This window comes from Streptomyces sp. NPDC048278, from assembly GCF_040652195.1.
GTDB lineage: Bacteria > Actinomycetota > Actinomycetes > Streptomycetales > Streptomycetaceae > Streptomyces.
The window spans coordinates 121,104-139,962 of the sequence record NZ_JBEZLP010000030.1 but is presented as its reverse complement, the minus strand read 5'-3'; the positions used below and the strand labels follow the sequence as shown (position 1 = coordinate 139,962).

Genomic DNA, 18,859 nt, shown 5'->3' with positions numbered 1-18,859 from the left:
CTACGAGCGCAAGCCGGAACACTTCCTCGCCTTCACCGCCATCGCCGCGACCCTCATATGTCACCGCCGACTCACCAAATGAAATGGCGTCTAAGGCGGCGCAGTGGTCGGTGACCAACGCGCTGCGCGTCGCCCTGCGGGAGCAGGGGACGCTGGTCGTCGGGGTGCACGTCGGCTGGGTGGACACCGACGCCGCCGCGAGCGTCGACGAGCCGAAGACGGATGCGGCCGAGGTGGCCGCGCAGACCATGGACGCGATCGCCCGCGACGAGCCCGAGGTCCTCGTCGACGAGACGGCCCGCCGGGTCCGGGCCGCGCTCTCCGGCCCGCTGGAGCTCCTCTACCCGACCGGCTGATCGCACGACCTGATCGTGCGACCGTGGAGTCAGCAGACCGACGCGACACAACGGTGAGGTGGAGCCATGCAGACCGACTTCGACGTCGTCGTCCTGGGAGCCGGGCCGGGCGGCTACGTGGCCGCGATCCGCGCCGCCCAGCTGGGCCTGCGCACGGCCGTCGTGGAGGGCCGCTTCTGGGGTGGCGTCTGTCTGAACATCGGCTGCATCCCGGCGAAGGCGCTGCTGCGCAACGCCGAGGTCGCCCAGCTGATCCTGCACGACGCCGAGAAGTTCGGCGTGAAGATCAGCGGGGAGGTGGGCCTGGACTACCGTGCCGCCTACGAGCGCAGCCGGGTGGTGGCCGACGGGCGCGTCAAGGGCGTCGGCTACCTCATGCGCAAGAACAGCATCGAGCAGTTCGAGGGGCAGGGCACCTTCTTCGACCCGCACACCCTCCAGGTACGCATGCAGGACGGCGAGACGACGCTCTCCTTCCGCTCCTGCATCATCGCGACCGGCTCGACCGTGAAGCTGCTGCCCGGTACCACGCTGGGCCGCCGCGTCGTCACCTACGAGGAGCAGATCCTCTCCGACACCCTCCCGTCCAGCATCGTCATCGCGGGTGCCGGGGCCATCGGCGTCGAGTTCGCCTACCTGCTGCGCTCCTACGGCGTCGAGGTCACGCTGGTGGAGTTCCTGGACCGCATCGCCCCGCTGGAGGACGAGGAGGTCTCGGCCGAGCTGACCAGGCGCTTCAAGCGGCAGGGGATCAAGGTCCTGACCTCCACCGCGGTGCAGTCCATCGAGGAGACCGCGGACGACGTCCGCGTGACCGTCCGTTCCGGCGACACGGAGCAGGTCCTGGAGGCGGAGAAGGTACTCCAGGCCACCGGTTTCCAGCCGCGGACGGCCGGCTACGGGCTGAGCAGCACCGGGGTACGCCTCACCGAGCGCGGGGCCATCGACATCGACGGGTACTGCCGTACCAGTCAGCCGCACATCTACGCCATCGGCGACGTCACGGCGAAGCTGATGCTCGCGCACACCGCGGAGGCGATGGGCGTCGTCGCCGCGGAGAGCATCGCCGGCGCGGAGACCATGGAGCTGGACTACCGCATGATCCCGCGCGCGACGTTCTGCCAGCCGCAGATCGCCAGCTTCGGCTGGACCGAGGCCGAGGCCCGCGCCCAGGGCTTCGACGTACGGGTGGCGAAGTTCCCCTTCACGGCCAACGCCAAGGCGCACGGCCTCGGCGACACGGTCGGGTTCGTGAAACTCGTCAGCGACGCGCGGTACGGCGAACTGATCGGCGGTCACCTGATCGGACCGGACGTGACGGAGCTGCTGCCCGAGCTGACGCTCGCCCAGAAGTGGGACCTCACGGTGCATGAACTCGCCCGGAACGTGCACGCCCACCCGACGCTGAGCGAGGCGGTCCAGGACGCCCTGCACGGGCTCGCCGGACACATGATCAACCTCTGACCGGCCCTGCCCGCACCCGCTCCTGCGCGTGTCGCGGCGGTCGTACGATGACGTGACCGCCCAGCAGCCACCCCGAGGAGTCACCGTGGCCCGCCCCCGCACCGCCGCCCGCACCGTGGAGCACCCCGAGCTGTCCGAGGTCTCGCTCCAGCAGGGGCTGGAGGCGCTGGTGGACCCGGTGCGGCGCATGGTGGTGTCGCAGCTGGCCCGCACGGGGGAGGACCTGAGCTGCGGGACGTTCGTCGCACCCGTCTCGCTCTCGACGCTGACGCACCACTTCGCCGTGCTGCGCGAGGCCGGCGTGATCCGGCAGTACTACGTCGGGACCACGAAGATGAACACGCTCCGCACCGACGAGATGGAGCTGCGGTTCCCCGGGCTGCTCTCCGCGGTGCTGTCCGCCGCGGCGCTGGGGGCGGAGGCGGGTGCGGGCCGGAACGGCCGGTGACCTTGTTTCGATCGCGCTCGAATTCTTGCCGTCCCCCGTCGGCCTCCGGCGGCGGACCCGCGTGCGGGGCGCCGGTGTGACGGCCGTCAGTGCCCCGCGGCTGCCGCCATCCGGGCCGCCGCGTCGTGGATGAGCCGGGCGTGCAGCTCGAACAGGGCCACCAGGTCGACCGAGTCGCCCTTGACCTCGCGGTGCACGAAGAGGCCGTCGGCGCCGGCGACGGCGTAGGTGGCGAGGGTGTGCACGTCGTCCTCGGCCAGGGCCGGGAAGAGGCCGGTGATGATCTCGGCGATGCGCCGGTGGGCAACGTCGCGGACCTGGAGGAAGACGGTACGGCCACGGGGCTCGGCGGGGCGGCGCTCCAGCGCGAGCATCAGCCCGAGACGCAGGAAGTCCGGGGCGGCGAGGAGGGACCTGGCCACGTTCGCCGCCATCAGGGCGACCCGTTCCAGCGGGGTGCCCGCGTCGCCGCCGGGCAGTTCGACGGCCTTGAGCCAGGTCTCGAAGCTGCGCTCGATGACGGCCGCGATCAGGTCGTCCTTGTCCTTGAAGTGCCAGTAGATCGAGCTGGCCGGCAGCCCGCACTTGGCGCTGACGGCCGCTATGGAGGTTCCGTCGTAGCCGCGCTCGCCGGCGATCTCGACGGTGGCGTCCAGGATGCGCTGGCGCGACTCCACCCCGTTCGCGCGCTTCCTGCGCGCCGTCTGCGGCCCGGTCATCTCTGCGCCTCTCGGGGATCGCGGCGGCCGGGTGGCGGGCCGCCTCTGCGGTGAACACTCTAATTGGAACATCCCCTACAGCAGGAACCGTCTGCCGCTCGCGGTCCTCGCCCGGGCCGTCCGGCAGGCCGAGGCGGCGGCCCCTGGAGCGCGCGGTCCGGCCGGACACGCGTGAGGTGTTCAGGATCCGTTCAGGACGATGGTGTCAAAGTCGGTCAAAGCGACCACCCCTCCGTGGTCGCTCACGGCAGGGCGCGCGTCCCCTCGTACCGCTCGCGGAGCGCGCGCCCTGTGGCACGACCGAACAGGAGCCCCCCACCTTGGACCAGTCCGAAGTCCTCACCGGCGCCGCGGCGCAGGGCAGGATCATGTCGGCGGCGAAGAAACTCCCGGAGGTGACACTGGCGTTCTGGATCATGAAGATCGCCGCCACCACCCTCGGAGAGACCGCCGGCGACCTCTTCGCGCAGACCCTGAAGCTCGGTTACTTCCTCACCACGATCGCGCTGTTCCTGCTGTTCGTGGTGACGCTGGCCGCCCAGCTCCGGTCCCGCCGCTACCACCCGTTCTTCTACTGGACGGTCATCCTGTCCACCAGCATGGCCGGCACCACCATGTCCGACTTCATGAACCGCGACGCCGGACCCGAGTACCTCTCGGGCGGCACCACGTCACTCGGCTGGGGACCCCAGGGCCTCGGCCTCGGCTACCCGGTCGGCGCGGCGATCCTGGTCTCGATCCTGCTGGCCGTCTTCGCGGTCTGGAAGGCGACCGGCATGACCTTCCGGATCCGGGAGATCGTCAGCCTCCGCGGCGAGACCCTGTTCTGGGCGGCGATCCTCGTCTCCAACACCCTCGGCACCTCGATGGGCGACTTCCTCTCCGACAGCTCCGGCCTCGGCTACGCGGGCGGCGCGCTGCTGGTGAGCGGGGCGCTCGTCGTCCTGGCCGCGCTGATGAAGGTGCCCGCGGTCCCCAACGTCCTGCTGTTCTGGATCGCGTTCGTCCTCACCCGGCCGCTCGGCGCGACCGCGGGCGACTTCCTGACCAAGCCGGCCGCCAAGGGCGGACTCGACCTCGGCACGGCCGGTTCCTCGGCCGTGCTGCTGGCCGTCCTGCTCGGCCTCATGGCCTACGCGCAGGTCCGGGAGCGCCGGACTTCCTCCGGGGCCACGCACTAGGTCACCGCGACGGGCCGCCCGGCGGCTCATCCGGCGGGCAGGTCGGCCAGGAAGCGAGCCCCCGGGGCGTACCCGGGATCGTGGGACACCTCGCCGCCGACGGACCTGGCCAGGCGCCGCGCGAGCGGCAGCCCGAGGCCCGCGCCGTCGTGCCCGTCCCCGGGATCGGCCCGGCGGCCGGGTTGGAAGAGGTCGCCCACGAACGCCTCCGGTACGCCGGGACCGTCGTCGGTGACACTGATCCGCACCCCGCCGGGCACCGGACGCGCGGACACGGTCACCGTGGAGTGCGCGTACCGGAGCGCGTTGGCCAGCAGCGGGCTGACGATGCGTTCGAGAAGGGCGGGCCGCACCCCCGCCGACGGCTCCGGACCGGCCGCGTCGACGACGGCCTTCACCCGCTCCGGCGTCCCGAGCCGGTCGACCAGCCGGTGCAGGACCGGCACGACGGGCGTGGCGCCGGGGGCCGTGCCGGGGGTGTGCGCCTCCGCACGGGCGTCGTCCAGCAGCGTGTCGCAGATGGTGCGCATGGCCTGGGCGGCCTCGGCGATCACCTCGTGGGTGGCCCGGGTCTCGGCGCCGGAGCGCGGACGGGCCCGCCACCAGTCCAGCTCGATGATGATCCGGGTGAGCGGGGTGCGCAGCTCGTGGGAGAGTTCCCCGGTCAGCTGCCGCTCGTGCCGCAGCACGGTCCGGATGCGGTCCAGCAGCGCGTCCAGCGAGGAGCCGAGGCCGGCGAGTTCGGCCGGGTGGCCGGCGGCGCCGAAGCGCTCGTCGGAGCCCGCCGCGCTCCACTCGGTGGCCTGGTCCGTCATGGTGCGCACCGGACGCAGCGCCCGCCCGACGGCGAGACGGGTCAGCACGTAGGTGCACGCCAGCATGACGGAGTCCAGGACCAGGGAGCCCAGCAGCACGGCGTCCGCCGAGTTGCGGTAGGGCGCGAGATCCAGGGCGGTGACGACCGTCGCCGTGCTCCGGCGCCCGGCCACGGAGTGGGCGCACAACCGCACGGACCGGGGATTCCCGGCCGCCACCGTCGTACAGACACCGTTCCCCCGTACGGCGAGCCGGGCGGCGGCCTCGGTCAGGGTGCCGCCGGCGGCGGCGGACGGGGGCTTCTCCAGCAGCCGCGCCCCGGTGTAGATCCAGACGTTGGCGTCGAGGAGCCGGTCGTTGACGGTCTCCAGGACCCGTACCCGCGAGCCGCTGGTGTCCACGGTGGTGGCGACGGCCGCCGCGCGGTTGCCCAGCTCCGCGTCCGCCTGGTGCTGAAGGTGCCGGTCCATGACGGCGTTGAACGCCACCGTCAGGACGGTCATCAGCAGGGCCGCGGTGGTCACCGCCACGAGCGAGAGCCGACCGCGCAGCGTGCGCGGGGCCACGCGGAGCAGGGGGCCCTTCATGACAGCCGGTGGCCGATCCCGCGCGTCGTCCCGAGGCTCAGGCCGCTGCCCGTCTCGCGCAGCTTGCGGCGCAGCCGGCTCAGGTACTGGTCCAGGGTGTTGTCGCTGACCTGGGCCCCGTCCGGCCACGCCGCCCGCACCAGGTCCCGGCGGCTCACGATGCCCCCGCCCGCGGCCACCAGCGTGGCCAGCAGCCGGAACTCCGTCGGGGACAGCTCGACCAGGGCCTCGCCGACGCGCGCGCTGTGCCGGGTCGCGTCCAGGACCAGGTCCCCGGCCGTCGCCACCGTCGGCGGCGCGGACCGTTTGAGGGCGGCCCGCAGCCGGGCGGCGAGTTCGGCCAGGTGGAACGGCTTGGGGAGGTAGTCGTCGGCGCCCGCGGAGAACCCGGAGAGGCGGTCGGTGAGGTGGTGGCGGGCGGTGAGGAAGATGATCGGCGCCGCGAACCCGTTGGCGCGCATCGCCTGGCACACGTCCCGGCCGTCCGCGTCCGGCAGCCCGACGTCCAGGACGACCGCGCCGATGTCGTCCCCGGCCAGCCGCAGGGCGGTGGCCCCGTCGGCGGCGGGCACGGGCTCGAAGCCCTCGTCGGCCAGCCCGCGGCGCAGCACGTCCCGCAGGGCGTGGTCGTCCTCCACCACCAGGATCCTGTGGCGCATGGTCCTCCGTCGTGGCTACGGCCGAACCGCGGCCGGGGTCGGGACGGTCACCCGCGTTCCTCCTGGGACCCGGCGGCGCGCCGGCCCCGGTACACCTCGGAGAGGACGGGGATCAGCGACACGACCACGATCAGCGCCACCAGCGGCAGCAGGTACCGGTCGACGTTCGGGATCGACGAGCCCAGGGCGTAGCCCGCGAGGGTGAGGCCGAGACTCCACACGAGGCCGCCGACGACCTGCCACTGGGTGAACGTCCGCACCGGGACCTCCAGCGCACCCGCCATCGGGTTGAGCACGGTGCGCACCACCGGCACGAAGCGCGCCAGGACGATCGCCTTCGCGTGGCCGTACCGGTCGAGGAAGTCCTCGGCGCGCTGTACGCCTTCGTGCAGCCGCCGGGAGCGGCTGCGCGCCAGCAGGGCCCCGCCCGCCTTCCGGCCGAGCAGGTACCCGAACTGCGCCCCGGCCAGCGCGCCCACGGCCGCGGCCACGAGCAGCGGTCCCAGGGACAGGTGCAGGCTCCCCGACGCCGAGCCGGTGCAGAGCAGGCCGGCCGTGAACAGCAGGGAGTCGCCCGGCAGGAAGAACCCGATCAGCAGCCCCGTCTCGGCGAACATCACCACCCCGACGCCCAGCACGCCGAAGGCCGACAGCAGCGAATGGGCGTCGAGCACGTTCACGGCCAGCTGTGATGCCGCGACGATCGGTGTGGTCATGAACGGGGGCCCTTTCCGGCGGACGGTCTCACCTGAACACCTGAACGACTACAACTTTGTAGACGTCGTACGGAACTCTAGACGATCGCGGCCGGGCGACGGAGCGCCCGCGGACGCGGCAGCCGCACTCGAACACACCTGCGTACCACCTGCTCGACCGCCGTGACCAGGGAGTTCCCCGTGGCATTCAGGTTGCGTTCAGGCCCGGCGCGCGGACCTGAAACTCATGCACCAGAGGTGCTCAAGCATTGGCAAAGACATCTGTGGCACCGGGTGCGCGGCGTGTCATCGTGCCGCTCATGACCACAGAGCACCTCCTCGACGACCGCTCCCGCGTTCCCCTGCGCACCATGGCGAACAAGGTCCCGGAAGTCACCGTCTACTTCTGGATCATCAAGGTGCTCACCACCGGGATGGGCGAGACCGCGTCGGACCTGCTGGCCCGGGTCCTCGGCCCGATCCCGGCCGTCGGCCTCGGCGGTCTCCTCCTGGCGGTCTCCCTGGTCGTGCAGTTCGCGGTCCGCCGGTACATCGCCTGGGTGTACTGGACCGCGGTCGTCATGGTCAGCGTCTTCGGCACGATGGCCGCCGACGTCCTGCACGTCGGTCTCGGCGTGCCCTACGCGCTGTCCACCCCGTTCTTCCTCGTCGTGCTGGCCGGGGTCTTCGCCCTCTGGTACGCCGTCGAGCGGACGCTGTCCATCCACGGCATCCGCACCCGCCGGCGGGAGACCTTCTACTGGGCGACCGTCCTCGCCACCTTCGCCCTCGGTACCGCCGCCGGCGACCTGACCGCCACCGCGGGCCTCGGCTACTTCGGCTCGGTGGTCCTCTTCGCCGTCGCGATCAGCCTCCCCGCGATCGCCCACCGCGGCCGTGCCCTGAACGCCGTGGCCGCCTTCTGGACGGCCTACGTCATCACCCGGCCGCTCGGCGCCTCGCTCGCCGACTGGATGGCCGTCGGCCACGGCCGGGGCGGGCTCGGTCTGGGACTGGCGCCGGTGACCCTCGCCTGGACGGCCGCCATCGTCTGCTTCGTCGGCTACCTGGCCGTCTCCCGCCGGGACACGTCGGGTCTCGAATCGGCCTGAGCGACACGGCCCCCGCAGCCGGGCGGAGCCGCGCACGCGTTTTCTGCGTCTTGCTCCCCGGGGAGTCTCCGCCCGCACCGCGCCGCCGTCCCGGCGCTGCCGGTGCGGCGGAGCGCGTGGCTTCGGCTTGAGGGGAACGGACGTTGCGCCGTGGGTACAAGTGGGTGGACCGTGAGCTCGCCGGGCTGGATCCGGAGACCGACTGGGAGCGGATGATCTCGCTCTACGTCGGCTACAAGGTCCCGGAGTTCGCCCTGGCGACCATGCTCTATCCGGGCACCATGCGCATGATGCAGCCCGGTCCCACGGCCGCGACCCTCGCGCACACCGCGAAGCTGACGACGCGGCCCGAGCGGCGCTACCAGGACGCCAACCGCCTCCTGATGGCCTGGATGGTGGACGGCCTGTCCAGCGCGGCGGGGCGCGCCGCCGCCGACCGGCTCAACCGCATCCACCTGGCGGTCGCCCGGGCCACCCCGCACCTGCCCGGCAACTTCGACGACACCGACGACTTCGTCTACCCCCTCGTCCTGCTCGCCACCTACGGCGACCGCCTGCAGACCTCGCTGGGACTGCCCGGCACCGCCGAACCCATGAAGACCGCCTGGCACCGCTGGGCGCAGACCCTCTTCCGCCTCCTGGAACGCGAGTCCGGACCCCTCGCCGACGCGTACTTTCCCGAGGACTGGGACGCGATGACCGAGTTCGCCGCGAAGTTCGACGCGCGGCCGTACGAGCCGACGGAAGCCGGACACGCCGTGGCGACCGCGATGACGGACTACTTCGCCGAGCGCTGGTTCCCGGCGCCCTTACGGGCGTTCGGCAGGGACCTGACCCGCTACCTGGCCGGCGACCGGGTCTGCCGGCTCCACCGGATGGGCCGGCTCGGCCCCGGCCGCGAACGCGTCGTCCGTCTCTTCCTGAAGGCCGCGTTCCGTGCCCTGCGCCTGCTGCCCGACTACCGGACCCCGCTGCCCGAACGCGTCCGGCGCACCGCACGCGTCCGGTCGGCCGGTCTCAACTACAGGTGAGGCGACCGGCGTTGGCCTTGGCCGTGAGGATGCGGTGGACGGAGGCGGCGACCTTGGTGCGGAAGGAGGCGTCCTTCGCCATCTGGGCCTGCACCCCCTGGACCATCGCCGGTACGGTCGACGCCTTCACCGTGAGGACCATGTCGCCGCCGGCGCCGATGAACTGCACCGCCCGCTGCGCCGGGGTGTAGGCGCGGACCGCGACGGCCTGGCCGAGGTCGTCGGAGATGACGACTCCCTTGAAGCCGAACTTGGTGCGCAGCAGCGAGTTGATGACGGTCGGTGAGAACGCCGCGAGGTGCTTCGAGTCGATCTTCGTGTACTTCGCCGACGAGATCATCACGAACGGCGCCCCCGCCTTGATCCCGCTCTGGAACGGCTGGAGGCTCGAACTGGAGGCGGTGGTCACGGAGTCGACGACGTTCGCGGTGGTGTCGGTGTTGCCGATCACCTGGCCGAGACCCGGGAAGTGCTTGAAGGTGGTCATCACCTTGGCCGACTTGAAGCCCGCCGCGAAGGCGCCGGTGTGCGAGGTCACGACGGCGGGGGTGTGGCCGTACTCGCGGTAGTAGCGGCCGATGGGCGCGTTGCGGGTGCCGAGACTCGCCGGCACCACATCGGCGACCGGGGCGAGGTTGAGGTCCAGGCCCGCCGCCTTGAGCTGCCCCGCCCAGGTCGCGGCGCGGCTGCGCAGGGTTGCCGTGCTCCACGAGCCCTGGGTCAGGGCGTTGGGGATGACCGAGAAACCGGGTCCGCTGAGCACCTGGACCTGGCCGCCCTCCTGGTCGGTGGAGACGAGCAGCCCGACCCGGTGCCCGCCGACCGAGTCGGCCTGCGTACGGAAGGCGTCGACCACCTTCCTCGTCGCGGTGGTCCCGGCGGTGCTGCGTCCGGTGAGCATCACGGACCCGACATGGTAGGTGCGCAGCGTCTGCAGGTCCGCGGTGCTCGGGCGGGTGGCGTTGACCCCGCCCATGAACAGCTGGCCCACGCGCTGGGCCTGGGTCATCTTCGCGTAGACCGTGTCGGCGCAACTGGCGGCGGACACGGCGGACACGGGGTGGTCGGTCGCCCCCGCGGCCGGCACGGTGCACACACCGGCGGCGAGCACGGTGGTGACGAGTCCAACAGAGGTACGCCGCACGGCGGAGCCGCCGCGCGCGCGTCGACGAACAGGTGTCCCCACGATGCGCTCCTGACTGATGCGGGTGCACGCCACGGAGACCAACGGGCCGACGGACGACATCGGACCGCATGGCCCGCGACCGGTTCATTCGCACAACACGTTACGCCGAACGGGTGCTGTCAGCACCCGGGCGGAGCCGTTGTCGCGGGCCGCGAGGGCGTCCCGCGACAACGGCTCCCTACCTCCGGTCAGGGCCGGGGCCAGGGCCGGGAGAGGCCGAGGCTCAGGGGATGAGCCTCCACTGCTCGATGTAGCCGACGTCGATCGCGGCGTGGTCCTGGACCCGGAGCTTCCAGGTGCCGCTGAGGGGCTGTGCGGAGGCGTCGACGGTGAACGTCTGGTCGACGTTGTCGGCGGAGCCGCCGCTGCGGTTCAGCAGCGAGTAGACCGTTCCGTTCGGGCCGACCAGGTCGACCGTCAGGTCACCCCGGTAGGTGTGGATGATCTTCACGTAGACCTTGGTGGTCGCCGAGGCGTTCCCGGTGCGGTCGGTGACCGTGACCGGGGACTCCACCGCGGTGCTGTTGTCGGGGATGTCGACGCGGGTGGCGTTGGCGTAGACGTAGGCCACGTCCCACGCGAAGCTCACGGTGCTGCTCGCGCCGGTGTCGTCGGTGACCGTGACGGTGACGGCGCTGGTGCCGAGGGTGGTCGGGGTGCCCGAGATCAGGCCCGTGTCACTCATCGTCAGACCGTCCGGCAGGCCGGTCGCCGTGTACGTCAGGGCCGAGCCGGAGTTGGTGGTGTAGGCGTCCGTCTGGAGGGACACCGCCTGCCCGATGCCGCTGACCTGGTCCGCCACCGGCGCGATGTTGACGCCCAGCGCGATCCGGCTGCCCACGTTGATCGCCGCCCAGGCGTCGGCCACCGCGAGGTAGGAGGGGCTGTACGCGCCGAACAGGTCGGCCGCCGCCTGGAGGGTGGCCGTGCGGGCGCCCGCGTAGTTCGTGCTCGACGTCATGTAGGTGGTGAGCGCCCGATACCAGACGCGCTGGGCGTTGTCGATGCCGATGCCGGTCACCGGCCGGCCGTCGGAGGTGGGGCTGTCGTAGGAGACCCCGTTCACGGTCTTGGCCCCGCTGCCCTCGGAGAGCAGGTAGAAGAAGTGGTTGGCCGGGCCCGAGGAGTAGTGGACGTCGAGTCCGCCCAGCGAGGAGCTCCAGTAGTCGCTGGACGCGCCGTCCTTGCTCGGCTTGTCCATGTAACGCAGCGGTGTGCCGTTGCCGTTGATGTCTATCTTCTCGCCGACCAGGTAGTCCGGGACGTCGGCCGGCAGGTTCTCGTAGAACTCCACGGCGGCGGCGAAGATGTCGGAGGTGGCCTCGTTGAGACCGCCCGACTCGCCGGAGTAGGTGAGGCCCGCGGTGGCCGCGGTGACGCCGTGGCTCATCTCGTGGGCGGCCACGTCGAGCGCGGTGAGCGGGTGGGTGTTGCCCGAACCGTCGCCGTACGTCATGCAGAAGCAGCTGTCCTGCCAGAAGGCGTTGACGTAGTTGTTGCCGTAGTGGGCGCGGCTGTAGGCGGCGACACCGTCGTTGCGGATGCCGTTGCGGCCGAAGACGTTCTTGTAGTAGTCCCAGGTGGCCGCCGCGCCGAAGGCGACGTCCACGCCCGCGGTCTGCCGGTTGGCCGGGGTGCCGTCGCCCCAGACATCGTTGTCGTCGGTGAAGAGCGTGCCGGTGCCGGAGGTGCCCTGGTTCAGGTCGTAGGTGCGGTGTCCGGCGCGGTCGCCGTCGACGAGCTGGTACGTCGAACCGGAGAGCGTGGTGCTGAGCGGCACGGTCCCGTTGAACTGGCCGGTGCCGGTGCCGGTTTCGACGCCCTGGTACCGGAAGAGCTGCTTTCCGGTGTCCGCGTCGGTGATCACGTGGAGTTCGTTGGGGGTGCCGTCGTCCTGGAAGCCGCCGACCACGGACTCCCAGGCCAGGGCGGGTTTGCCGGCGGCGGCCCAGACGACGAGACGCGGGCTGCCGTGCACCGTGGGGCGCTCGGCGCCGGCCTTCGCCGCGGTGGTGAGCGCGTGGGCCTTCGCCGTGGCCGCGGAGACCTTGGCCTTGGTGGACGGGAGCGTGAGCGCCGCCTTCGTGGCGCGTGACACCGTGAGGCGGCCGGCGCTGTCGTGCACGATCAGGTCGCCGCCGAGGACCGGCAGGCCCGCGTAGGTGCGTTCGTAGCGGGTGTGGATCGTGCCGTCGGCGTCCTGGGCGACGTCCTTGACGAGCAGTTTCTCGCCGGTGCCGAGGCCGAGGGTCCGTGCGGTGTCGCGGGCCCCGGTCGTGGCGGCCTTCAGCAGTGCCGTGCGCTTGGCCGGCGAGAGCGTGGCGGGGGCCGCGCCGGCGTCCGGGGTGGCCAGGATCTTCGCGGGGGCGTGGCCGCCGGACGCGGCCACGGCGGTGCCGTTCTGGATCCCGGCCACGAGCATGGCGCTGGCCGCGGTCAGCGCCAGGGCCACGGTGTGTCTGGCGCGACGGTGGTGACGGTCCTGCCGGAGCATGCGTTCTCCTTCTGTGGGGTGATCGGGCCCTGGTGGGGCCCGGGAGAGCGGGTCGGCCTGGTGAGGCCGTCCGGCGGCGCGGGTGTGCGGCACGGCTCGAAGCGGGTCAGGTCTTCGCTGCCGTGCGGGGTGAAGTCAGGGAACGGACGGAGGAGTTGTGTGAGACACCTGTGAGCAGGCGGTGAACTTTCGGAGAGCAGATTGACACCCGGCGGTCGCGACTGTCATGACCGCATCAGAACAACGGCTTGAACTGGCGGTTGCGAGCGGCGCGTTGGGACGCCCTGACACCGCTTTTCGGCCGCTGCGCCGACGTGGATCCCGGAGCGCGGCGGCGCGGGACAATGGGGTGCGGAACGGGCCATCGGACACGCCGACTTGGGAGCGATCAGCTTGGATCTCAGGGGGAACGGGGAGCCGGCCGCGACGACCGCCGACGCGACGATCAGGGTGAAGCGGGTCACGAAATAGGTGATGCCGGCGCCGCGAGCCGGCTCGTCGGCTGGATTCCCGTCCTGTCGCTCCTGGTCGCGATCGGGACCGCGTTCGACACCTGGTACCGGCCCCAGCAGAAGTGGCGGGGTTTCATGGAGTCCCGCGACGCCCTCGCCGACCTGCTGATCCAGGTCAACCAGGGGCTCCCGGAAGAAGAAGCCCGCACCAGATTCGTCGAACTACGCGGCCGGCACCGCCGGAACAACGTTTTCTGATCTAGCTCTCGACCTCCGCGTCGTAGCGCTCGCGGGCGTCGTGGACCTCTTCGATGTGGGCCTCCGCCCAGTTCTTCACGCCTGCCAGCAGCAGGGCGAGGCTCAGGCCGAGCGGGGTGAGTTCGTAGTCCACGCGGACCGGGACGGCGGGGGTCACCGTGCGGGCGAGGATGCCGTCGCGTTCCAGGGAGCGCAGGGTCTGGGTGAGCATCTTGGGGCTGACGCCGGCGATCTTGCGGGCGAGTTCGCTGTACCGCATGGGGCCGGGGACCAGGGCGCAGACGACCAGGCTGACCCACTTGTCGCTGATCCGGTCGAGCAGCTGGTTGGTGGGGCAGGCCCGGATGAACGCGTCGTACTCCACGCGCGCCTGCTCGCGCCGCTGGGCCGCCGTCGTCGTCGGCATCGCTCACCTCTGGGGGACCTAGGCACTTTCAGGTAACTACTTACCGTCGGATAGTAACTCTTCCTAGGGTCGAGGACAGCTGAGGAGAGACCGAGGCAGGAAAGCCGTAGAGGGAGCAACGCGTCATGCGCGCAGCAGTGGTGAACACGTTCGGCGGACCCGAGGCCGTGGAGGTCGTGGAGACGGAGCGGCCGGAGCCGGGTCCGAGCCAGGTGCGGATCAAGGTCGCGGCAGCCGCGCTGAACCCCGTGGACGCGGGAGTGCGGGCCGGCTTCTTCGGCGGGGCGGGCAAGCGGATCGGGCTCGGCTGGGACGTCGCCGGAACCGTGGACGCGGCCGGCGTGGCGACCGCCTGGGGCGTCGGCGACCAGGTGGTGGCGCTGGACCCGGGCATCGTGCGACCGCTCGGCACGCACGCCGAGTACGTCGTGGTCGAGGCGGACGCGGCGGCCACGGCCCCGGCCGCGGTGGACGCGGTGCACGCGGCGACGCTGCCGCTGAACGGGCTGACCGCCGTACAGGCCCTGGACCTCCTGGAGCCGGCCGAGGGGCAGTCCCTGCTGGTGACCGGCGCGGCGGGCGCGGTCGGCGGCTTCGCCGTCCAACTCGCCGCCCACCGGGGGATGTCGGTGACCGCACTGGCCCGCGAGGCCGACGAGGAGCTCGTACGGTCCCTGGGCGCCGCCCACTTCACGGCGGGCGACGCCGAGGCCGGGAGCTTCGACGCCGTACTGGACGCGGCGGTTCTGGGTGAGCCGGCCCTGACGTGGGTGCGGGACGGGGGCCGCTACGTCGGTGTCCGGCCCGGCGGCGAACCCGCCCCGGTGCGCGGGGTGCGGACGACCGCGGTCGCCGTGACCGCGGACGGAACACGCCTGGCCGAGCTGGCGGGACTCGTGGACGAGGGCGTACTGACCCTCCGAGTGGCCGAGACGTTCCCCCTGGACGCCGCCCCCAAGGCGCACGCCCGCCTCGCCGAGGGCGGGGTGCGCGGTCGGCTGGTGCTGATTCCCTGAGCGGCGGGCCGGAGCGGGGCGGGGCGGGCCGCGGGCCGGGCGAACGGGGGCCGGGTCCGCAGGGCCGTGAACGCCGGGGGCTGCCCGGTCCGAGGCGGGTGGCGGCCGGCGTGGTCGCTGCCCGCTCACACCCGAACGCCACCGTCAGCACGCCGATCGGCCTGTCGTTGTCCAGTCTGGAAACCACCGAGGGCATAGTCGGCTGGACGGGATGATGACGCTCAAGCTGTGGTTGCGAAGCGAAGAACGACCGACCGAGCGGCGTGCCGCCATCGTGCCGGACGATGCCCGGTCACTGGTGGCCCGGGGCATCGGCATGACCGTCGAGAGATCACCGCACCGCGTCTTCCCGCTCGCGGAATACGAGGCCGCGGGCTGCCGGATCGTTCCGCAGGGCAGCTGGTCCAGGGCCCGCCCCGAAGACGTCATCGTCGGCCTCAAGGGCGTGCCCTCCCAGCCCTGGGCATTGCGGAACCGGCATGTGGTGTTCGCGCACGCCTACAAGGGCCAGCCCGGCGGGCGGGAGCTGCTGTCCCGGTTCACGGCCGGGGGCGGTGCGCTGCTGGACATGGAGTGCCTGGTCGACGACGACGGGCGACGGGTGGCCGCCTTCGGCTACTGGGCCGGTTACGTGGGCGCCGCGTTGGCGGTACTGCACGCGCGTCGGGTCCTGCCCGCGCTGGTGGAACCCCTGTCCCATGGGGAACTGCAAGCGCGCCTTCGTTCCTCCCGGCGAGGCCGGGACCGCCGGGAGACCGCGGTGGTCGTGGGCGCGCGCGGCCGATGCGGCCGGGGAGCCTGCGAGGCACTGGAGACCGCGGGCATCGTCCCAGCGCGCTGGGGCCGGCCGGAGACCGCGCGGCTGGACCGCGAGGCCCTGCTGGGCCACGACATCCTGATCAACGCGATCGGTGCCCAGCACGCCGTGCCCGCCCTGCTGACGGAGCAGGACCTCGATCACCCGGCGCGCCGCCTGTCGGTGGTCGGGGACGTCACGTGCGACGTGGGCGCCCCCACCCACGCCCTGCCCGTGTACACCGAACCCAGCACCTGGGACCGCCCCGTGCAGCGCCTGTACGGCCGGGGCCGCCCGCTGGACGTGATCGGCCTGGACAACCTGTGCTCGCTGATCCCCGTCGAGGCCAGCCGTGACTTCTCCCGTGCCCTCTGCGCCCACCTGCCCGCGCTGCGTGACGGCTCCCCGCTCTGGCAGCGGGCGCAGGAGCACTTCCTGCGCCTGTCCGCCACCTCCGGCCGGCTCCACTGAGCCCCACAGCATCCGACAGCAGCGGCGCGGCTCTCGCCGGCAGGCACGACCGCGCCGCGGGAAGGCAAGGCGCATCATGAACGATCCGCACCGCGGTACCCGGGCCATGGCCGAGGTCCGCGCCACGTTCGGCAGTGTCCACGACCAGATAGACGGCCGGCGCTTTGCCGGGAAACTCCTCCTGCTCGTCCTGCTCGTCGTGGCCGGTGCCCTCCTGGTCCGGCACGGCTCGGTCTGGAGCATCGCCTGCGGGGTGCTCCTGCTGGGCCTGATGTACGCGCACGCCCTGGAACTGCAGCACGAAGCCCTGCACAGCATCGGCTTCCGTGGCCGCCGGGCCAACGTCGTCGCCGGTGTGCTCCTCGGCATCCCGATGCTCACCAGCTTCTCCGCCTACCGCGCCGCCCACATGCGCCACCACCGCTGTCTGGGCACCCCCGACAACCGCGAGTACTTCGACTACGGCGACCAGTACGGCCACACCGACCGCACTCGTGCCCGTACCGTGCTCGCCTGGGTCTACCGCTTCTCCATGGTCAGCCTCTACCGGCAGTTCCTCGCCGACACGCTGCGCCTGGCCGCGGGCCGCCCCGTGCCCGGCGAGAAACCGGCCACGGTCCGGGACATCCGCCGCGACCATCTCCTCATCACCGCGGTTCTCGGCACGGCCGTCACCGCCTCGGTCGCCACCGGCAGCACCTTCGCCGTCTGGGCCTGGCTCGTCCCGGTGCTGGTCGTGGCCGGACCCGTTCACGCGGCCGTCGAACTGCCCGAGCACTACCGCTGCGACACCGGCACCACCGACGTCTTCCGCAACACCCGCACCATCCGCTCCAACCGGCTGATGGCCTGGTACACCAACGGGAACAACTTCCACGTCGAGCACCACCTCATGCCCTCGCTGCCCATCTCCCGCCTGAGCCGGCTCCACCGGATCACGGCCCCCCGCGCCCTGCACTACCACCGCACCTACCGCGACTTCTACCGCAGCCTCCGCACCCCCCGGAGCCGGGCGCCCCTCGCCGGTCCCCAGGCGGAGTACGACACTCCGCAGTGACGGCCCCGAGCACCCCACCTCCGTACCCGGTACCGCTCAGCGCTCGGCCCTCACCGCAGCGGTGGGCGGCCGAGGGTGCGCAGCGGGTCGATGCCCGGGAACTCGGCACGCCACAACCGGTAGAACGCGGCCTCCTCCTCGGCGTCCCGGGACGACGCCGGAGCCTGTACGGCCGTCAGCACGTCCTTGGCTCCGGTTCCGTGGCCGAACTGGAGCTTGCCGCGTTCCAGGATCTGCGTCGGCAGCCAGCCGGCGAAGGCCTCGCGCAGGAGCTGCTTCTCCTTGACGCCCGGATGGATCATCTTGTACTCGGGCGGGACCGACAGCGCCAGGTTGATCACGTCCCGGTCCATGAAGGGCACCCGGGCCTCCAGACCGAAGGCCATCGTCGTACGGTCACACCGCTGGAGGTTCTCCCAGTGCAGCCCTTCCACCGTCTCCACGAGCCTCCCTTGCAGGGCTTCCGCGGCGGAGTAGCGCTCCTGGTGGCAGTCCGGGTACCCGGCGAACAGCTCGTCCGCGCCCTCGCCGGTCAGCACCACGCGGACGTGCCGGGAGGCGTATTCGGCCAGCAGCACGTTCGGTACCGCGCTGCGCACCAGGTGCACGTCGAAGTGCTCGATCGCACGGATGGCCCGCGGGAGTGTGTCCACCGCCTCCTGGGGCGACATCACCACCTCGTGGTGATCGGTGCCGAGGTGGTCGGCGACCACCCGCGCGGCCAGCAGGTCCGGACTGTCCGGGGTGCCGACGGCGAAGGTCGGAAGCGGCCGGCGATGTCCGTGGCGTCGTGCGTACTCGGCCGCCACCGCGGTGACGATCGACGAGTCGAGACCGCCGGAGAGGAACACCCCGATGCCGACGTCGCTCATCATCCGGTCCTCGACGGCGGTGACGACCGTCTCGCGGACCGCCTTCAGCAGGGACTCGTCCCACCGTCCGTCGGCCGACGGACGTTTCGCCGGGCGCACCCGGGCGGGGACGGCGTCGGCGAAGCGCACCAGGCCGCCCCGGGGGCTCCAGCAGCAGCCGGGCGGGAAGCTCTCCACCAGGGGGCGGTCGACCTCGTCGAAGGCCCGCAGCTCACTGGCGAACAGCACACAGTCGTCCCTGCGGACCCAGTAGAGCGGCTTCACCCCGAGGGCGTCCCGGGCGACAAGGAACGCACCCTCCTCGTCGAGATACGCGAGGGCGAACATGCCGCGCAGCCGGGTGAGCCCGACGGGGCCGTCCACCAGCAGCACCTGGAGGGCCGCCTCGCTGTCCGAACCCGTCGAGAACCGCTCGACCCCCAACTCCTCCCTGAGCCGGAGGTGGTTGTAGATCTCGCCGTTGACCACCACGTACGACGCGCCCCCGGGCCCCGCGAGCGGCTGATGACCGCCGGGGACGTCCACGACCGACAGCCGCTGATGCCCCAGCCACACGTCGCCCCGCCGTACCTCGCCGCTGTCGTCGGGCCCGCGGTGGGCGAGCCGGTCCAGCATGGCGCGGCAGAGCCGCGTATCGACGTTCCCGACCGCGGCGACGATGCCACACATGAGATGTCCTCCACCTGCTGCCCGCGAGCTGGGGCCGTCCCACCTCGTCCGCCGCCAGAGTCGCAGGTCAAACCCTCGAATCCGCGGCAGCCGGAAGCGGCCCGGGCTCTGAAC

The 18,859-nt window shown here is 71.9% G+C and carries 18 protein-coding genes; 10 read left to right on the top strand and 8 right to left on the bottom strand.

The window, feature by feature from the left end; all coding sequences use genetic code 11:
* Positions 1 to 83: 83 nt before the first annotated feature.
* From AB0D74_RS37885 to AB0D74_RS37875, 3 genes are all read left to right on the top strand, one after another.
* Positions 84 to 356 carry a hypothetical protein gene (locus AB0D74_RS37885; RefSeq protein WP_362597145.1) on the top strand — a complete coding sequence of 91 codons (273 nt, stop codon included), beginning with the start codon at positions 84 to 86 and terminating at the stop codon, positions 354 to 356.
* A gap of 66 nt (positions 357 to 422) precedes the next feature.
* Positions 423 to 1,820, top strand: a complete 1,398-nt coding sequence (lpdA, locus tag AB0D74_RS37880; protein WP_362597142.1) for a dihydrolipoyl dehydrogenase — start codon at positions 423 to 425, stop codon at positions 1,818 to 1,820.
* A gap of 85 nt (positions 1,821 to 1,905) precedes the next feature.
* A complete protein-coding gene (locus AB0D74_RS37875; protein WP_362597136.1) occupies positions 1,906 to 2,268 on the top strand; it encodes a helix-turn-helix domain-containing protein in 363 nt (120 codons plus the stop codon).
* Positions 2,269 to 2,354: 86 nt separating this feature from the next.
* On the opposite strand, the gene AB0D74_RS37870 is transcribed toward AB0D74_RS37875, so the two are convergent.
* Positions 2,355 to 2,987 (bottom strand): TetR/AcrR family transcriptional regulator, encoded by a 633-nt coding sequence (locus AB0D74_RS37870; RefSeq protein WP_362597133.1) that lies wholly within the window; start codon positions 2,985 to 2,987, stop codon positions 2,355 to 2,357.
* A 320-nt stretch (positions 2,988 to 3,307) separates the two neighbouring features.
* Between AB0D74_RS37870 and AB0D74_RS37865 the strand changes: the two genes are divergently transcribed.
* A complete protein-coding gene (locus AB0D74_RS37865) occupies positions 3,308 to 4,168 on the top strand; it encodes a hypothetical protein (RefSeq protein ID WP_362597130.1) in 861 nt (286 codons plus the stop codon).
* 26 nt (positions 4,169 to 4,194) lie between these two features.
* Here AB0D74_RS37865 and AB0D74_RS37860 read toward each other — a convergent pair whose 3' ends face one another.
* From AB0D74_RS37860 to AB0D74_RS37850, 3 genes are read right to left on the bottom strand one after another with little or no spacing between them, the layout of a single operon-like run.
* Positions 4,195 to 5,571, bottom strand: a complete 1,377-nt coding sequence (locus tag AB0D74_RS37860) for a HAMP domain-containing sensor histidine kinase (RefSeq protein ID WP_362597127.1) — start codon at positions 5,569 to 5,571, stop codon at positions 4,195 to 4,197.
* Positions 5,568 to 6,230, bottom strand: coding sequence for a response regulator transcription factor (locus tag AB0D74_RS37855; protein ID WP_362597125.1), 663 nt, complete (start codon positions 6,228 to 6,230; stop codon positions 5,568 to 5,570). The genes AB0D74_RS37860 and AB0D74_RS37855 overlap by 4 nt, the downstream gene beginning before the upstream one ends.
* Before the next feature lie 47 nt (positions 6,231 to 6,277).
* The gene (locus AB0D74_RS37850) at positions 6,278 to 6,946 is read right to left on the bottom strand and encodes a DedA family protein (protein ID WP_362597122.1); all 669 of its coding nucleotides are present in this window, start codon (positions 6,944 to 6,946) and stop codon (positions 6,278 to 6,280) included.
* A 299-nt stretch (positions 6,947 to 7,245) separates the two neighbouring features.
* On the opposite strand from AB0D74_RS37850, the gene AB0D74_RS37845 reads away from it, so the two are divergent.
* Together AB0D74_RS37845 and AB0D74_RS37840 are read left to right on the top strand one after the other, a co-directional pair.
* A complete protein-coding gene (locus AB0D74_RS37845) occupies positions 7,246 to 8,037 on the top strand; it encodes a hypothetical protein (RefSeq protein ID WP_362597119.1) in 792 nt (263 codons plus the stop codon).
* Positions 8,038 to 8,180: 143 nt separating this feature from the next.
* Entirely contained in the window at positions 8,181 to 9,068 is an 888-nt protein-coding gene (locus AB0D74_RS37840) for a DUF2236 domain-containing protein (RefSeq protein ID WP_362597116.1), read from the top strand.
* Here the strand turns inward: AB0D74_RS37840 and AB0D74_RS37835 are convergent.
* Together AB0D74_RS37835 and AB0D74_RS37830 are read right to left on the bottom strand one after the other, a co-directional pair.
* The gene (locus AB0D74_RS37835) at positions 9,055 to 10,254 is read right to left on the bottom strand and encodes a glycoside hydrolase family 3 N-terminal domain-containing protein (RefSeq protein ID WP_362597113.1); all 1,200 of its coding nucleotides are present in this window, start codon (positions 10,252 to 10,254) and stop codon (positions 9,055 to 9,057) included. The two genes, AB0D74_RS37840 and AB0D74_RS37835, sit on opposite strands and share 14 nt — an antisense overlap.
* Positions 10,255 to 10,477: 223 nt before the next feature.
* The gene (locus tag AB0D74_RS37830) at positions 10,478 to 12,748 is read right to left on the bottom strand and encodes a M4 family metallopeptidase (protein WP_362597110.1); all 2,271 of its coding nucleotides are present in this window, start codon (positions 12,746 to 12,748) and stop codon (positions 10,478 to 10,480) included.
* Between the two features lie 587 nt (positions 12,749 to 13,335).
* Here AB0D74_RS37830 and AB0D74_RS37825 point away from each other — a divergent pair.
* The gene (locus tag AB0D74_RS37825; protein WP_362597107.1) at positions 13,336 to 13,458 is read left to right on the top strand and encodes a hypothetical protein; all 123 of its coding nucleotides are present in this window, start codon (positions 13,336 to 13,338) and stop codon (positions 13,456 to 13,458) included.
* Between the two features lies 1 nt (position 13,459).
* Here the strand turns inward: AB0D74_RS37825 and AB0D74_RS37820 are convergent, their stop codons facing one another.
* The gene (locus tag AB0D74_RS37820; protein ID WP_362597104.1) at positions 13,460 to 13,864 is read right to left on the bottom strand and encodes a helix-turn-helix domain-containing protein; all 405 of its coding nucleotides are present in this window, start codon (positions 13,862 to 13,864) and stop codon (positions 13,460 to 13,462) included.
* 125 nt (positions 13,865 to 13,989) lie between these two features.
* Here AB0D74_RS37820 and AB0D74_RS37815 point away from each other — a divergent pair, with 125 nt between their 5' ends.
* The 3 genes from AB0D74_RS37815 to AB0D74_RS37805 all read left to right on the top strand — a co-directional run bounded on the left by AB0D74_RS37815 (position 13,990) and on the right by AB0D74_RS37805 (position 17,204).
* On the top strand, positions 13,990 to 14,880 hold the full coding sequence (locus AB0D74_RS37815; protein WP_362597101.1) for an NADP-dependent oxidoreductase: 891 nt from the start codon (positions 13,990 to 13,992) through the stop codon (positions 14,878 to 14,880).
* 211 nt (positions 14,881 to 15,091) lie between these two features.
* Positions 15,092 to 16,147, top strand: coding sequence for a saccharopine dehydrogenase (locus AB0D74_RS37810; protein WP_362597098.1), 1,056 nt, complete (start codon positions 15,092 to 15,094; stop codon positions 16,145 to 16,147).
* A 76-nt stretch (positions 16,148 to 16,223) separates the two neighbouring features.
* Positions 16,224 to 17,204, top strand: a complete 981-nt coding sequence (locus tag AB0D74_RS37805; protein ID WP_362597095.1) for a fatty acid desaturase — start codon at positions 16,224 to 16,226, stop codon at positions 17,202 to 17,204.
* A gap of 50 nt (positions 17,205 to 17,254) precedes the next feature.
* Here the strand turns inward: AB0D74_RS37805 and asnB are convergent, their stop codons facing one another.
* Positions 17,255 to 18,745, bottom strand: coding sequence for an asparagine synthase (glutamine-hydrolyzing) (gene asnB / locus AB0D74_RS37800; protein WP_362597092.1), 1,491 nt, complete (start codon positions 18,743 to 18,745; stop codon positions 17,255 to 17,257).
* Positions 18,746 to 18,859 lie beyond the last annotated feature (114 nt).

Bases quoted from the DNA above. Each gene is read 5' to 3' on its own strand.
- AB0D74_RS37825 (WP_362597107.1), top strand. From the start codon at position 13,336: ATGGAGTCCCGCGACGCCCTCGCCGACCTGCTGATCCAGGTCAACCAG.
- AB0D74_RS37815 (WP_362597101.1), top strand. From the start codon at position 13,990: ATGCGCGCAGCAGTGGTGAACACGTTCGGCGGACCCGAGGCCGTGGAG.
- AB0D74_RS37830 (WP_362597110.1), bottom strand. From the start codon at position 12,748: ATGCTCCGGCAGGACCGTCACCACCGTCGCGCCAGACACACCGTGGCC.
- AB0D74_RS37850 (WP_362597122.1), bottom strand. From the start codon at position 6,946: ATGACCACACCGATCGTCGCGGCATCACAGCTGGCCGTGAACGTGCTC.
- AB0D74_RS37855 (WP_362597125.1), bottom strand. From the start codon at position 6,230: ATGCGCCACAGGATCCTGGTGGTGGAGGACGACCACGCCCTGCGGGAC.
- asnB (WP_362597092.1), bottom strand. From the start codon at position 18,745: ATGTGTGGCATCGTCGCCGCGGTCGGGAACGTCGATACGCGGCTCTGC.
- lpdA (WP_362597142.1), top strand. From the start codon at position 423: ATGCAGACCGACTTCGACGTCGTCGTCCTGGGAGCCGGGCCGGGCGGC.
- AB0D74_RS37805 (WP_362597095.1), top strand. From the start codon at position 16,224: ATGAACGATCCGCACCGCGGTACCCGGGCCATGGCCGAGGTCCGCGCC.
- AB0D74_RS37860 (WP_362597127.1), bottom strand. From the start codon at position 5,571: ATGAAGGGCCCCCTGCTCCGCGTGGCCCCGCGCACGCTGCGCGGTCGG.
- AB0D74_RS37820 (WP_362597104.1), bottom strand. From the start codon at position 13,864: ATGCCGACGACGACGGCGGCCCAGCGGCGCGAGCAGGCGCGCGTGGAG.
- AB0D74_RS37810 (WP_362597098.1), top strand. From the start codon at position 15,092: ATGATGACGCTCAAGCTGTGGTTGCGAAGCGAAGAACGACCGACCGAG.
- AB0D74_RS37870 (WP_362597133.1), bottom strand. From the start codon at position 2,987: ATGACCGGGCCGCAGACGGCGCGCAGGAAGCGCGCGAACGGGGTGGAG.
- AB0D74_RS37845 (WP_362597119.1), top strand. From the start codon at position 7,246: ATGACCACAGAGCACCTCCTCGACGACCGCTCCCGCGTTCCCCTGCGC.
- AB0D74_RS37885 (WP_362597145.1), top strand. From the start codon at position 84: ATGGCGTCTAAGGCGGCGCAGTGGTCGGTGACCAACGCGCTGCGCGTC.